12 protein-coding genes and 3 pseudogenes are annotated in these 14,542 nt (G+C 36.5%); 6 read left to right on the forward strand and 9 right to left on the reverse strand.

What is annotated here, in order from left to right:
* Positions 1-16 precede the first annotated feature (16 nt).
* The 3 genes from OS138_RS09095 (at position 17) to OS138_RS09105 (ending at position 1,108) form a co-directional block, all read left to right on the forward strand.
* Positions 17-301, forward strand: a complete 285-nt coding sequence (locus tag OS138_RS09095; protein WP_002317704.1) for a hypothetical protein — start codon at positions 17-19, stop codon at positions 299-301.
* Positions 302-461: 160 nt separating this feature from the next.
* Positions 462-698 carry an AbrB/MazE/SpoVT family DNA-binding domain-containing protein gene (locus OS138_RS09100; protein ID WP_002289715.1) on the forward strand — a complete coding sequence of 79 codons (237 nt, stop codon included), beginning with the start codon at positions 462-464 and terminating at the stop codon, positions 696-698.
* The gene (locus OS138_RS09105) at positions 695-1,108 is read left to right on the forward strand and encodes a type II toxin-antitoxin system death-on-curing family toxin (protein ID WP_044145020.1); all 414 of its coding nucleotides are present in this window, start codon (positions 695-697) and stop codon (positions 1,106-1,108) included. The genes OS138_RS09100 and OS138_RS09105 overlap by 4 nt, the downstream gene beginning before the upstream one ends.
* Positions 1,109-1,645: 537 nt before the next feature.
* On the opposite strand, the gene OS138_RS09110 is transcribed toward OS138_RS09105, so the two are convergent.
* Together OS138_RS09110 and OS138_RS09115 are read right to left on the reverse strand one after the other, a co-directional pair.
* Positions 1,646-2,590 carry an L-lactate dehydrogenase gene (locus tag OS138_RS09110; RefSeq protein WP_002289717.1) on the reverse strand — a complete coding sequence of 315 codons (945 nt, stop codon included), beginning with the start codon at positions 2,588-2,590 and terminating at the stop codon, positions 1,646-1,648.
* A gap of 231 nt (positions 2,591-2,821) precedes the next feature.
* Positions 2,822-3,766 (reverse strand): annotated as a pseudogene (locus tag OS138_RS09115) (AraC family transcriptional regulator).
* A 221-nt stretch (positions 3,767-3,987) separates the two neighbouring features.
* Between OS138_RS09115 and OS138_RS09120 the strand changes: the two are divergent.
* Both OS138_RS09120 and OS138_RS09125 read left to right on the forward strand, forming a co-directional pair.
* The gene (locus OS138_RS09120) at positions 3,988-5,202 is read left to right on the forward strand and encodes an MFS transporter (RefSeq protein WP_002320890.1); all 1,215 of its coding nucleotides are present in this window, start codon (positions 3,988-3,990) and stop codon (positions 5,200-5,202) included.
* 21 nt (positions 5,203-5,223) lie between these two features.
* Positions 5,224-7,239 carry an alpha-L-rhamnosidase gene (locus tag OS138_RS09125; RefSeq protein WP_002286037.1) on the forward strand — a complete coding sequence of 672 codons (2,016 nt, stop codon included), beginning with the start codon at positions 5,224-5,226 and terminating at the stop codon, positions 7,237-7,239.
* An 82-nt stretch (positions 7,240-7,321) separates the two neighbouring features.
* On the opposite strand, the gene OS138_RS09130 is transcribed toward OS138_RS09125, so the two are convergent.
* From OS138_RS09130 to OS138_RS09150, 5 genes are all read right to left on the reverse strand, one after another.
* Positions 7,322-8,695, reverse strand: coding sequence for a PTS ascorbate transporter subunit IIC (locus OS138_RS09130; protein WP_002286041.1), 1,374 nt, complete (start codon positions 8,693-8,695; stop codon positions 7,322-7,324).
* A gap of 25 nt (positions 8,696-8,720) precedes the next feature.
* Positions 8,721-9,005 carry a PTS sugar transporter subunit IIB gene (locus tag OS138_RS09135; RefSeq protein WP_002286047.1) on the reverse strand — a complete coding sequence of 95 codons (285 nt, stop codon included), beginning with the start codon at positions 9,003-9,005 and terminating at the stop codon, positions 8,721-8,723.
* 1 nt (position 9,006) lies between these two features.
* Positions 9,007-11,022 (reverse strand): BglG family transcription antiterminator, encoded by a 2,016-nt coding sequence (locus OS138_RS09140; protein ID WP_002286048.1) that lies wholly within the window; start codon positions 11,020-11,022, stop codon positions 9,007-9,009.
* Between the two features lie 178 nt (positions 11,023-11,200).
* Positions 11,201-11,506: a hypothetical protein gene (locus OS138_RS09145; protein WP_002286049.1), complete on the reverse strand. Its 306-nt coding sequence runs from the start codon at positions 11,504-11,506 to the stop codon at positions 11,201-11,203.
* Between the two features lie 88 nt (positions 11,507-11,594).
* Positions 11,595-12,626: a Gfo/Idh/MocA family oxidoreductase gene (locus OS138_RS09150; RefSeq protein ID WP_002286050.1), complete on the reverse strand. Its 1,032-nt coding sequence runs from the start codon at positions 12,624-12,626 to the stop codon at positions 11,595-11,597.
* Between the two features lie 206 nt (positions 12,627-12,832).
* Here OS138_RS09150 and OS138_RS09155 point away from each other — a divergent pair, with 206 nt between their 5' ends.
* Positions 12,833-13,708: a MurR/RpiR family transcriptional regulator gene (locus OS138_RS09155; protein WP_325070030.1), complete on the forward strand. Its 876-nt coding sequence runs from the start codon at positions 12,833-12,835 to the stop codon at positions 13,706-13,708.
* 151 nt (positions 13,709-13,859) lie between these two features.
* Here OS138_RS09155 and OS138_RS09160 read toward each other — a convergent pair.
* Together OS138_RS09160 and OS138_RS12760 are read right to left on the reverse strand one after the other, a co-directional pair.
* Positions 13,860-14,414: pseudogene (locus tag OS138_RS09160) on the reverse strand (class C sortase); the annotation flags it as partial.
* Between the two features lie 2 nt (positions 14,415-14,416).
* Positions 14,417-14,542, reverse strand: a pseudogene (locus OS138_RS12760) (prealbumin-like fold domain-containing protein); the annotation flags it as partial.

Genomic DNA, 14,542 nt, shown 5'->3' on the forward strand with positions numbered 1-14,542 from the left:
ATTTTTAAATTATCTTATGGGAGCAATTACGATTGTGGCTGTGTACCAAGCATTTCTAAAGTATCCTGATTACGGGACGAAGTTGTTGTCATTGACGCACAATCAAACAGCATATTCACCAACGTTGATTTTATCGACTTTGACTGCAGGAGCTAAAAGCGCTACTTATTTTTTTCATAAAACGACAAGCATGCTAAAGCGAAAGAAACAGCGAAAACAATTGTTGATGGTGGTAGCGGCTATGATCATTATTTATTTTCTACCAGTTATTACACAAGTATTTCATCAATATTTTGGTTAAGAATACGAGAGTTTGTGACAAAAGTCATGTCACAAACTTTTTTTCTTTGTCATTTTTTCGTAAGAAAAAGCAAAATAAAAGTATATACATTGATTAAAAGTATATACTTGGATATAATGTACTTACTATAGAATGAGAATGGTATAGAGGGTGGCGAAATATGAAAAAAATGAAAAAGTATAAAATTAGAAAATCTGGCAATAGCGATGTAACAACTATCCCACCAGAAGTAAAAGAATTTATGGGTGTGCAGACAGGTGACGCAATCAGTTATGTTTTTCAATCTGATGGTTCTGTACGAATGATCAAAGCACAAGAAGAACCTGATATTGATTCATTAGTTGATTCGATCATGAATCAATATGAAGACGCGTTAAAAGATTTGGTTGATTTATGAGGTATCTTTCGTCTAAAGAAATCATTAAAATCAACGCGAAAGTTATTTTACGTCACTCGCCAGGCGAAATGATCGGTGTAAAAGATGCAAATGCATTAGATATGGCCGTCAAACAGCCTTCGCAAGCAGTATTTAATCAAGAACTCTATCCCGAAGTCTATGAAAAAGCGGCGATTTTAGCAATTAATTTAGCTAAAAAACATCCTTTTCATAATGGCAATAAACGAACTGCTCTTGTTGCCATGTTGTTGTTTCTTCAATTGAATAATTGTCCAGTTGCTTTTTCTCGTCAAGAAGCTGTTGATTTTATCATAATGATTACCACTAGTTCATTGGATTTCGATTCGCTAAAGTCCAAGATAACCAATTATTTACGACAAACCGCAATAAATGGATTAATTTTGAAATAATTGATTTAAAAGGAATACAAAAGAGTGGATAGTAGGAAATAGTGGTTTAGAACTAGTGGACTGGTTTTTTATATATTTTAGTTTACATAATATATATTATACAAAGTAGATTTAAAAAATGATAAACCTCTCTCGAACGGTTTTTTATCAAAAATCGTCATTTTTCCATCAAAATCTGCTTATGCAAAATTATAAAAAAATTTTGCAGTTTTTCTTACTTTTTTTGTCGTTTAATTGAATGATAAAAACCAGTTTCTTTATTCAGTTAATCAAATATGAACGAATTAGATATGAATCATTGTATTTGCCGTTGCGGAAGGATTTTTTAATTAACCACAGATAAACATTGATAACGATTCGCTTATTGTAATCAACAGATTAAATTTCATATGTTCATATGTACGGATACATTTTCGGACCGATTAATTTTAACCATTCTGTTTATTTGCTTACCTATTAGATATCAATAAAAAACTGCTTAACAGCTATTTCAGCTGTTAAGCAGTTTTAGGATTTTTAGTTCATATTCATTGTTTCTTATAATACAGTGTTCAATACTTCTCTTAAAGCACTTGTTGATTTGCTGAACATTGCTTTTTCTTCTTCGTTGATTGATAATTCAACAACTTCACGAACACCATTTTCGTCAACGATTGATGGCACACCTGTAAAGATATCTTTTTCGTCGTATTCACCAGTTAAATAAGCAGATACAGGCAATACAGCTTGTTCGTTATTCAAGATAGCTTTTACGATACGTGCAGTACTCATACCAATACCATAGTAAGTTGCTTTTTTACGATCAATGATCTCATAAGCAGCATTACGGACTTTATCAGCAATCACATCTAATTCATCTTGGGCAATACGATGGTCTTTTTCTACAATTTCAAACACTGGTTTACCACCGACAGTTGTATGTGACCATGCAGCAACTTCTGAATCACCATGTTCACCTAAGATATAGCCGTGGACGCTGCGTGGGTCAACTTTTAATTTCAATGCGATTTCTTTACGGAAACGAGTTGTATCCAATGTTGTTCCAGTACCGATAACACGTGATGTTGGCAGACCAGATTCGTTCCAAGCGATATATGTCAAAATATCTACTGGGTTTGAAGCAACAACGATAATACCGTCGAATCCTGATCCCATGATTTCTTTTACGATTTGGCGCATGATTGACGCATTTGTTTTAACTAAATCTAAACGAGATTGACCAGGTTTTTGGTTGATACCAGCTGTGATAACAACGATATCAGCATCTTTACATTCTTCATAGCCACCTGACCATACAGCCACATTTTCATCGCCCCAAGCCATACCATCTAAAAGGTCCAATGCTTCCCCTTCTGCTTTTTCTTGATTCACATCGATCAATACTAATTCATTAGAGATTCCTTGGTTGATCATTGCATAAGCGATACTTGTTCCAACAAAACCTGTACCGACGATTACTACTTTACGACTTGTTTTTTTCATGAATAAACAGCTCCTTTTCATAACTATTTGTTACTTTCATGAAAAGTATAGTCTTGTTTATTCATTTTATCAACATGTTAATTATAATAGTTGTTATTATAATTTTTGATGGAAACGAATTCCTGAATACGCATAACAGATAAATGACAAATGTTTACACCTATATCCCCTGATAATACAACCAAAAGTTTAGAACTGAAAATAAATCCAAAAAAATTCGCTGCAATCTTCTTAATGTTTATTTCTCCATTCATTGGGAGTACATGTTGAATACTTCTTGAATAATTTGAATAAAGAAGTCGTTTGTTTATATCCGATACGATTAGCGATTTCTTCCAACGAAAAACTCGTTTCTTGAATCAGTTCCAACGCAAAGTCGAATTTTTTCTTTAGAACCAGTTCTTGAAAGGAAGCATCAAAATACATTTTCAATTTATTACTAAGATAGACCGGATTGTAGCCAAAATGAGCTGCTGTTTCTTTTAACGTACAAGAAGTAAAATGCTTATCGATATAATCTAATACTCTAAGCATCTCATTTTCTGCGCATCCATCTGCTGATGAAAAGCTTTGTTGTTCTAATAAATGAGTCAATTCGATCAGTAATAGTGATGTATAGAGATTTAACGAACGGATCTTATGACTGTATGTATCAAAATAAATCAACAGCATATTTTCAATCAAATGCGTCAAACGACTTGTTTTTCCGCCGCGAAAATGAATGAATTGTGTATGTTCCCCTTTTTCTTTTGATGCATTGATCAAAAAAGAAGAAAGTAGATTATTTGTGCTTGCCAAATGATTCAATATCTCTGTAGATAAGGTTTCTTCTTTTAATAAGATGTTGATTAAAATATCCTCTTGCCCTGTGTATTCGATTCTTTGAGTAGCTTCTTTATCAATGATCACCACGTCACTTTCTTCCATCTCTATCCTTTCTCCATTAATAATTTATAAACATGTACCGCTATACATATAATTGATTTCAACAAAATCATGTGTATGCTCGGGAACTTCCGCATATCGACGGTGTTTACTGATATGAATATTTCCCTGTTGAAATAGATCCCCTCGGTGGATTTTTGGCGGTGTCTGAAGATGGTAAGCTAAGTTTAAATCATTGATATTCATTCCTTGTTCACGCTGCAGAGTTTCGATTGATTCTTCGTTACGCAAAAAAAATGTCTAATTCAGCTAGTTCCAATTGACTCCCTCCTTTTTGTAAGTGGTTTCTTTCGCTTATTAGTTCACGCTGTACTGCTATTATATGCAAAGCTATTTTTGGTTTCATAAAGACTTTCTATGGTTGGGACATGAACTTCCTGTGATTCCGCTATTGAGAGAATAACCACTTCATACTATATTTCTTGATAAGCGCTTACAAAAATGAAAGGAACATGCTTATGAATAAAAAGATGATGAAATTTTCTCTGCTGTCAGTCTCTCTTATTTTGACTTCTGCTGGTGCAGTCACGTCTGCAATTCCCAGTATGTCAGCTACTTATGCCACGCGTTCTTTATCTGCTGTTGAATTATTAACGACTGCTCCCTCTTTTATGGTCACTATTTTTGTTTTGATTAGTAGTTTTATTGCTAGGAAAATCGGACAAAAACAAACTGTGATCATCGGATTAGTGATTGCATCGATTTGTGGTATCCTCCCCCTCTTCTCACAAAGTTACAGTATTGTCTTAGCTTCAAGAGCTGGACTAGGTATTGGCTTTGGATTGATCAATTCTTTGGCAGTCAGCATGATTGCTGCCTTTTATCACGGAGATGAACGAGCCTCTATGATTGGTTTTCAAAGTGCATTTCAAGGATTTGGTGCAGCTTTAATGACATTTGTTGCAGGACAGCTAGTACAGTTCGGTTGGCAATATACCTTTTTAGTCTACGCCATCAGCTTACCTATTCTTGTCTTGTTTGTTTTGTTTGTTCCTACACCTGAAACAACTGAACTTCAATCACATGGCACAGCCCCAACAAGACAAGTAATCAAAACGAATCCTAAAATGATTAGTTATGGTATTTTTCTCTTGCTGGTCATCGTGGTATATAATGCTGTATCGATTAAATTAGCCACAGTCCTGACGACTTATTCTCTAGGAAACGAAACTAATGCAGCGAATATCTTAACAATCATGCAATTGGCAAGTATGGCTGCCGGAGTTTGTTTTGGCTGGCTTCAGACAAAAGCACATCGCTATATGCTTACACTTTCTTTACTACTGATGGGAATCGGCTTTGTATTGATTGCCACTGTGATAAACCTGTATGTGATTGGGTTTGGTGCGATCCTAACAGGAATTTCTTTTTCGTTATTCATTCCTTACTTATTCAACCAAGTAAGTATCCAAGCGCCCAAGTACGCGGAGAGTTTCAATACTTCAATCTTATTGGTTGGCGCTAATTTAGGTACTTTCATTGCACCATATGGTTTGCTCTTTCTCTCTTTTGCTTCTCTTGGGAGTAAAACACTTGCTGTTTTCGTCAATGGCAGTATCTTGCTGTTGATTAGCGCGCTTATTAGCCTTCTAGTAGTACACAGGACGAATAGAAAGACAGTGATAAGAGTAGATGAAGAAATAAAAGAACAATTGACAACAAAATAAATTTGATGGAGGTCGTGTAAAATGACAAATGAAAAACATAAAGATAGATGGCTTTGGTATCCTGGAGACTTTGAGATCCGCCATGGACTGCTACAAAATTTCCAACGGGAAGAACGAGGTTTTGACTGGCCAGCGTACTGGTACATGGATGATTGCCATCGGAACGTCAAGTTTAAGAGATATTACTTTCTTGATCAACCTTCCATGTTTAAAGTGACGATCCAAGGAGTTGGGTATGTAGAAATTAATGGACAAAAACATCCATGTGGAAAATGGCTGACTTGTCCAGCTGGTAAAGCAAAAATTCGTATCTTTGTAGGACATACATCAGGGCTACCAGCGATGTTTATCGAGGGAGACGAAGTAAAATCAGATATTGGCTGGACAGCAAGTAATTTTATTGAAGAATATCCAGCTGGCTGGAGTCCGCTTTATGTCGATATCGCAAAAGATCCAAATCAAATCTATTATCAAAAAGAATGCGTCCATCCAGTCACTGAAACGGAGATTGGCGGAGGAATCTTATTCGATTTTGGGCGAGCAGTGAATGGCTGTGTAGAACTAATATCTCTGGATGACCATATCGAATCTATCACTCTATGTTATGGAGAGTCCGATGTAGAAGCTATGGATATCGATTATTGCTACTATAAGCAAATAGGAATGACAAGAAAAATGAAAGCTCGTAAACGCGCTTTTCGCTATTTGTTTATACCAGAGGTTTCTACTGGAATGGTTCAACTTCAAGTTTTTCATGAATTTTTATCTCTTTCGAAACAAGCTGCTTTTTCAAGCGATTCTTCTTTACTGAATCAGATCTGGTCAGTATCAGAAGAAACCTTCAAGTTATGTAGTGATTTGTTTTTTATCGACGGTATCAAACGAGATCGCTGGATTTGGTCTGGAGATGCGTATCAATCATTCATGATCAATCAATATCTTTTTTTTGACGAGGAAATCAATAAACGAACGATATTAGCATTAAGAGGACAAAATGAAATCAAGCAGCATATGAATACTATCGTTGACTATTCGATCTTGTGGTTGATTGGTATCGAAAACCACTATATGATGACGAAAGACTATGAATTTTTACGCATCGTCTACCCTAAGATGCAATCATTAATGAGATACTTGATGGAGCAAACGAATGAATTAGGGTTTATTTATGGGAGAGCAAAAGATTGGATATTTATTGATTGGTCTGAAATGGATAAAGAAGGAACGCTTGCTGCAGAACAAGTCTTATTACTGAAAGCCTATCATTCCATGATCACTTGCGGAGATATCTTAGCTGAAACATATGGAGAGAACGAAAATTATCATACTCATCTCTATCAAGAAAAATATCAACTATTGAAACAAAACCTATTTGACTACTTTTGGGATGAAGAACTTGGCGCTTTTATCGATTGCTATGAATCTGGGAGAAGAAATGTGACGCGTCATGCGAATATTTTCGCTGTTTTATTCGATTTTGCTAACAAAGACCAACAGCAATCGATCTTAAAGAATGTCTTATTGAATGACACTATCACACAGATTACTACTCCATATTTCAAATTCTATGAACAAGATGCTTTATGCAAACTCGGACAGACGAATATCGTCTACCAAACGATTCTTGATTATTGGGGAGGGATGTTATCTCATGATGCGGTAACTTTCTGGGAAGAATACGACCCTACTCAAACAGGAAATGAAAAGTACAGTATGTATGGAGATCCTTATGGAAAAAGCTTATGCCATGCATGGGGAGCAAGCCCAATCTATCTTTTAGGACGCTATTTTATCGGTTTGTATCCAACAAAGCCAGGTTATGAAGAATTTATGATACAACCTAATCTAGATTCATTTGAAACACTGAATTGTACGCTACCTATCAAAGATGGAAAGATTTCGCTTGAAAAAACAAAAGATAAGATCGTGATTACTTCTGATAGAACAGGCGGAACAGTGAAAATGAATGGTAAAAGTTATCCTCTTCTAGCAAAACAGCCACTTGTCTTAACAAGCTATTCAAAAATAAATGCATAAAACAAAAAACTGCTTGCGACATATCAGAAGACTTTAAATCTTCTTCTGATATTGTCCAAGCAATTTTTATTTTGAAGTTTGCTTAATTCTGTTCTTTAGAAACAATGTTTGTTCTTTTTCCGGCAAAAAGAAAGCTAGATAATACGACAAGTAAAAAGAAAGCGATGATTCCAACTGTCAAGGCTATTTGACCGTATTCTCCTAGTTTCCCAAGTACAAGTCCTGGTACTAGATAATCAGTATCGGCAAATGTAGAAGAAGCGATTTTAAGATCTCCTAATACTGGAAGGATAAATAATGGCAGCCAACTAATCAATAAGCTATTGAAAGCAGAACCTAATACCGCCCCTCTTCTACCGCCAGTCGAGTTGCCGAAGACACCAGAAGCAGCTCCGCAGAAGAAATGTCCTACTACCCCAGGAATGATAACTGTAGTTTGCAAGCCTATCATAGCAAACATGGATAGTGTTCCTACAAAGAAGCTAACAAAAAAGCCAATTAATACAGCATTAGGTGCATATGGAAAAACGATAGGAACATCTAATGCTGGTTTAGAATCGGGTACGAGTTTTTTAGCAATCCCTTGGAATGCTGGAACGATTTCTGCCAACACCATTCGAACCCCTTGAAGGACGATAACAAACCCAGCTGTGAATGTTCCAGCTTGGATCAGTGCAAAGATTACAGCGTTGTCTCCATTGCTTAGTTCTCTTTCAACAAATCCAGGACCAGCTAACAAAGCAAGTGCGACATATACGATCGACATCAAGAGCATGATCGATACAGTAGAATCTCGCAAAAAGCTGAAACTTTTAGGAATCTTTATGTCCTCTGTAGAACGGTCTTTGTTTCCAAAAAACTTTCCGATCCATCCACTAGAAGCATAACCGATATTTCCGGTATGCCCTAACGCAACTTGATTGTTTCCAGTGATGTTCTTCATAAACGGTTGACAAAGAGCAGGCGTAATAGTTAATAGTGTTCCTTCGAAGACCCCGCCTAATAAGATCATCCACAAATTTGCAGTAAACCCCGCGCTTACTAAAATGACTGCTGTTAGACAAGAAACATAAAGCATTGCTTGACCTGTAAGAAAAATGAATTTATATCTTGTGAATCTAGCAAGTAAAATATTCACGATCATCCCTACTAGCATGATCAAAGCAGTAGGTGTACCGTATTGTTGCAAAGCAATCGCCACTACTGCTTCATTGCTAGGAACTACTCCTTGAGTATGCAGAGCTGTTTGGAACATCGAAGCAAAAGGGGTTAGTGAATTACTGATTAAACCAGCACCGCCGATCAGTACTAGGAATCCGACAAATGTTTTGATAGTTCCTTGGATCACTTCTGAAAATTTCTTCTTCTGAAGAACGAGACCAAGCAGTGCAATCAAAGAAACGAGGATGGAGGGCTGACTGACGATTGACACAAACAAATTCAACAATTTATCCATTGATAGTTCCTCCCTTGAATCATTTTTATTCTTTTGACAAGATCTTCGTTACTTTTTCTTTTACTTCTTCGCTGTCAATGATCGATTGCAAAGGTACGAGCTTTTCATCAGGTATAGAAGTTAGCGTATCTTTCAAAGAATGCTCAATGAAGAAATAATCAGCCATATCGCTAGATACACTTCCAACATCCGTATGACTTACTTCAAACTCGTCCACATCTGCTCCAAGATCTGCAAGTGCTTGTTTGATGTTCATCTCTACCATAAAACTTGTTCCTAATCCACTTTGACATACTGCAAAAATTTTCATATCATTCGTCTCCTTTTCTTATGATCGCTAATATTTCTTCTTTTGTTGATGCGTGTAATAAATCTTGAAGATTTTGTTTATTAGAAAGTAGCTTTGTTAAATTTGCCAAAGCCCGAAGATGTGCCTCATTATCGATAGCAGCTAAACAGATGAACAAACTAATGGGATGGGCTGGATTATCAAGCAGATCCACAGGTTGTTGAAGTTTCAGCAAAGACATCCCTACTTCGTTTACGCCATCTTCTGGACGAGCATGAGGTAATGCGATGTGATCGCCAATATGGATAAACGCACCATACTGCTCCACGCGCTCGATCATAGCTTTGATATAACTTTCTTCTATTTTATTTTCTGATAATAGCGGCTGTGCGGCAAATGTGATTGCTTCTTGCCAGTTTTTTGGTTGATCCGATAATTGGATCATTTCTTCTGTTAATAATTCAGATAGCATAGGACGTTGATCCTCCTTCTTTTCTAAAAGTTTGTTCATTTTACGATTTAATACTTGATAGAGCTTTTCTTCGTCTACGCCTTCTTTTAATTCGATATAAGGCAGTAGCGCCGACAACAATTCTTGGGCAGAAGGCATTGAAAATCCTGGTATCAGCCAATCTCTTTGTACTTGATTGATCAGCTGATTTTTTTCCAAGTCAGTCATGATTGGATGCAGAACATAGAGAGACTTTTTCTTATCAGTAAGTGTGAGAGGTACAGTAGAAAAAATAATATCGTAAGAAGTTTCGTCAACCTCGTGTAAGCGGTCAGCTGAATTAGTCTCTGTAAAAAAGATCATCGGGAATAATTGCTGAAGTTCACTTTTTAAGATCAATGAAGAGCTAATGCCACTTGGACAGACGATCACGGCTCTTATTTTTCTATTTCTTTCTTCTGCGTCCGCTTTTCTGATCTCTCCGCCAAATAGTATAGTGAAAAAACCAATCTCTTCTTCAGGGATGCTCTTCCCTATTCGTCTTTCTAACGGAAGTAATGCTTTTCTTGTCATTTCGTAGATGGAAGCATATTGATGCTTAATTTGATCGATCATCACATTAGGTAAATAAAAAGAATAGGAAATACGAAAATAGGCAGGGACCAAGTGATAAAAGACATTCATCAATAATTCACGAAACGAAGCAAATTCTACGGCCATCAGGAATTCCATGCGATGGATGACTTCTGAAGAACATTCCAGCAAAAAATCAAGTGCAGGCTCCTGGACATCTCCTTCAACGATCGATGCTAAGCAAAGAGAGAAAAATATAATCTCCGAATTTTGATGTTCGGAATAGCCAAGGCCAGTCAATACTTGTCGACTAATGTCAGTGACTGCAAGAGAAGCCAACAGTTCAGCATCTTTTACCAGTTCCATGGATGTTTTTCCAATTCGAATGGTTGTCAAACTCAAATAATAAGCTAATTCATCCATTCGATTTGGTGCGAATCGAAGATCTGATAGTGAAATCGTTTTATCTAGCAAATCTCTAACTTTGGCGTAATAATCAATGGAAAGGGTTGCGGTTAAATACGTGAGCCCAAATCTTCCAGCAAGTGACTGCATCAAACGAGCAGTGCGATTTTTTGCTTCTCTTCTTAATATTGCTTCTGACCCTAGCAGCCTAAAACCAGTTTTCCTAGTATACGACAGCTGACAATCTTCCACTTCTAATTCATTTCTTATCTTTTTGATATCTGACAGGACTGTCCCTTTAGAAACCTGAAGAAAATCTTGAAAATGAAAAACAGAAACAGACGTTGCAGTCGAATAAACCATCAAATAAAGAAGATCTCTTCGCTCTTGTTCGGTATACACAGCTTCAAATCGAGTAATATCCAAAAATTTTTCTGCCCAGTCGATTGCTCGGAATTTCTTTATACGGATACGGGTATCATCCACATATTCGGCAAAAGGAGTTAATTGTTTGATCGCCTCGCTTGTATTTACTTCGATGATCTCTGCTGCTTTTTCTAGACTGATTTCTCTTGGTGTTTTCAGGAGATAACTAATTTTGTAGTTCACAGCGCTGTTCACCTCCTACTTATATTCTAGTATGGTAGCGCTTTTAAATCGAGGGGTGTTTGGTACAACTTACAGTTGGATTTTTTTTACGACTGTACCGAACGATTTCTATCGAATGGATACAGAAAAAAAGCAGGTGACCAAATGTCTCCTGCTTTTATGAATTGATTTCGTCCGATCAATGATGATCATGTTTATTTTTTGAGGTCAGTTCTTCAAATTTTTCTTTGACATCTTCAACCGCTTTTTCGATATCTTTTTCAAAGTGATTGGGCTCATTAGGCTTTGTTTCCTCTTCTACAGAATTTGAACCAGATAAAGCTGTTTCTTTATTTTCTGTTTCACCAGAGTTTGTGCCAGCTAATGATTCTTCTTTGTCTTCTGTTTCACCAGAATTAGTTCCTGCTAAAGCCACTTCTTCTTCTGTTTTAGGGGCCATTGAACCTCTTAATCGTTTGTGTTTTTCACCGTCATAATTTGTCATGTTGGTTCCTCCTAGTAGTTCTATACTTTTTCATCGTACAATAAGACAGTTTATGCGTCAAAAAACAAACCCGATTCTTACAAATATGTCATATTTTTCCTTCTGATTCTTGAATGCTTTTGATTCCTTCTTCCAAAATTTTCATTTGTAAGATTGTTTCTTCATCTTTGATGACTTTTTCTGCGCCATTAACTAATGTCTCGTAAATCCCTTCGTAGACACGGCTGTAATCACCAACCTCGGAAATTACTTTTTCTTCATGATAACTCCCTTGTTCATCTATATAGGTCAATACACCATAATGTTCAGGCAAATCGATACCAAAGTCTTCATGATCAGGCATGTAAAACATTTTCAGATGTTCTTCTTGTCGATCTTTTGTTTGTTTCACGAACATCCCTTTTTTTCCGTAAACGACGAAACTTGGACGTTCTTTGATGCGGAAATAACTGGATTTTATCGAAATTTTCATATTTCCATAGAAAAAATCCAGATCGAAGTAATCATTCATTCGTCCTTTCCCTAAAAGTTGACGTACATCATAGCTGATATCATCTGGTTCGCCGAAATAAGAAAGAACTTGATCTACTGTATGACAAGCATGTCCATATAAATAGCTGTTCGCAGTAGAAAATTCATGCGTATTTTCTGGTACTTCCGGTCTGAAATAATCATAATGCATTTCTACTTCTAAAATATCCCCTAATTTTCCGCTTTCGATTACTTTTTGGACTGTCAAGAAGTCAGAATCGAACCGTCTGTTTTGGTAACATTGGATAAATAGACCTTTTTCTTTTGCTAATGCAAATAACTCTTCTGCTTCCTTTGACGTTTCTGCAAAAGGTTTCTCTACTAGTACATTCTTACCATGTTCGAGTGCCATTTTTCCATATTCATAATGAAATTGACTAGGTGTAGTGATGACAACTAATTGGATCTCAGGATCATCCCAAAGATCAGACAGCTGATCAGTATATTCGATGTCTTCGAATGTTTTCCACACTGGTTCAGATGGGGAAAAAATTTTTTTGATATTGATTTTGTTCGTAAGTTTTCTTGAAAAAGGCAAATGATAGCGATTTGTACTCTTTCCATTGCCAAGATAAGCGATTGTAAGCATGAGTGGTGCCTCCTTTTATTGATGTTTTCAGTATATCCTAGAAAAGCGCAGAAAGTATTTATAATAGCTATTCTGGTAAAAAAGTTCAGAAAAACACTTGTTATCATTCGGTTTGGTGAAATTAATGTTCAAAGTAAGGATAAAAATCAAAAAGATAGTAGCGGAACCAAGTGTTTATCAGTAAGATAGAATTTGGAGGTCAGATCATGCTTATTGAAGAAAAACTAACAAAACAAGAGTTGTTTACCACGACAGAGAAACGGATTGCCGATTACATCCGTAGGAATATCGAAGCTGCAGTCTACATGACGATTGAAGAATTAGCAAAAGCTACGTATACTTCCCATTCAGCTATCATTCGTTTATGCAAAAAAATGGGATTCAGCGGATTTAAAGAATTCCGTTTCGAGCTGGGGCGGGAAGTTCATCAATTGATTGCTCAGTTCAATCAAACGATTGATCCTAATTTTCCTTTTTCAAGTGAAGATAGCACTCAGCAAATTGCAAAGAAAATGGCGGATTTATCGATCCAGTCAATAAAAAAAGCACAATTGCAGATTGAACATGAAGATTTAGATCAAATCGGTAAAGTATTGAACAAGGCACAGCGAATCTTTCTTTTTGCAAAAGGTGATTCTCAAATCACGGCAAGGAAATTCCAGAATAAAATGGTCAAGTTGAATAAGTTTTTGATCATGGCTGAAGAATACAGTGATTCTTCTTGGAATGCAGCCAATTTGACTAGCAAGGATTGCGCCATTTTTATTAGCTACAGCGGTCGCATCCATCATTATGAACGAATAATGACCTATTTGAAGCATGTAGAGGCCCCTACCTTGCTGATTACCGGAAATCAGCATTCAGAAATGGCCAAACAGGCTGATATGTGTCTTGTTATATCGCAGGAGGAATATGATTTTGCTAAAGTAGCGACTTTCTCCTCTCAAATTGCCTTCGATTACGTATTAAATACGTTATTCTCAGTGATATATTCTCAAAATTTTGAAGAGAATATCCGCAACTTGAAAAACAAACAAGAATTGATGCAAAAAGGCCTTCTTAAAGAATATCGGAAAACTTAAGAAAAGATCCTCATTTAGTAATAAGAAAGATAGTGTTTGATAGGCTCTCTTTGATATCATCATAAAAACAGGCTGAAGTTTTCTTTTTCAAACCTCAGCCTGTTTGTTTACGGAACGATTCGAATAGATATATTATAGAAATGAGGAATAGCTAACTTCTGTTTCTTATTTTGAACGATTGACGAAACAGATATATAAGAAGGAGGAAAATCAGTATACATGCAGCTAACAATCCATACAGGAAAAATCGTTTGTTCTCGGATACTTTCTGTACTTCTTTTTGAACTTCTTTTGCATGATAAGGAACCCGGTGCCCTCTGACAAGTAAGCGATGACTGTTGACCATATAAGGTGTACAAGTTAGGAGTGTCACGAAATCCTGCCCTTTTTCGATTCTCAGATCTTTTGTATCAGTCGGTTCTACCGTCTTGATCTGATCGACTTGATAAGCGAGTGTCCGTCCATTGATTTCGATATAGAAAGAATCACCTAAAGTCAGTTTCGGTAAGTCTGTGAACAACTTTGCTTGAGGCAGTCCTCGATGGCTGGAAATAACGGCATGTGTATTTTCTCCCCCCGTAGGATAAGACGTTCCTTCCAATAATGAGGCACCTTTTTCTAGCAGCACAGTATTCGTTTCATCAAAAATTGGCAAATGGACATTGATCTCAGGGATCGTCAAAATACCGATCGTATGTTTCTCAAAACAGGACCAGCTGTTTCAACGACTCGGTATTTACCAGGTGTGAGTGAATCAAAACTGGCAAGACCTTTTTCATTCGTTGTTTGGCTGTCAATTGGCTGATAAGTACCATTTGCTTCTTTTTTCTGTAG

Origin of the sequence: Enterococcus sp. E5-37 (genome assembly GCF_035726925.1) — a bacterium.
Lineage (GTDB): Bacteria > Bacillota > Bacilli > Lactobacillales > Enterococcaceae > Enterococcus_B > Enterococcus_B faecium.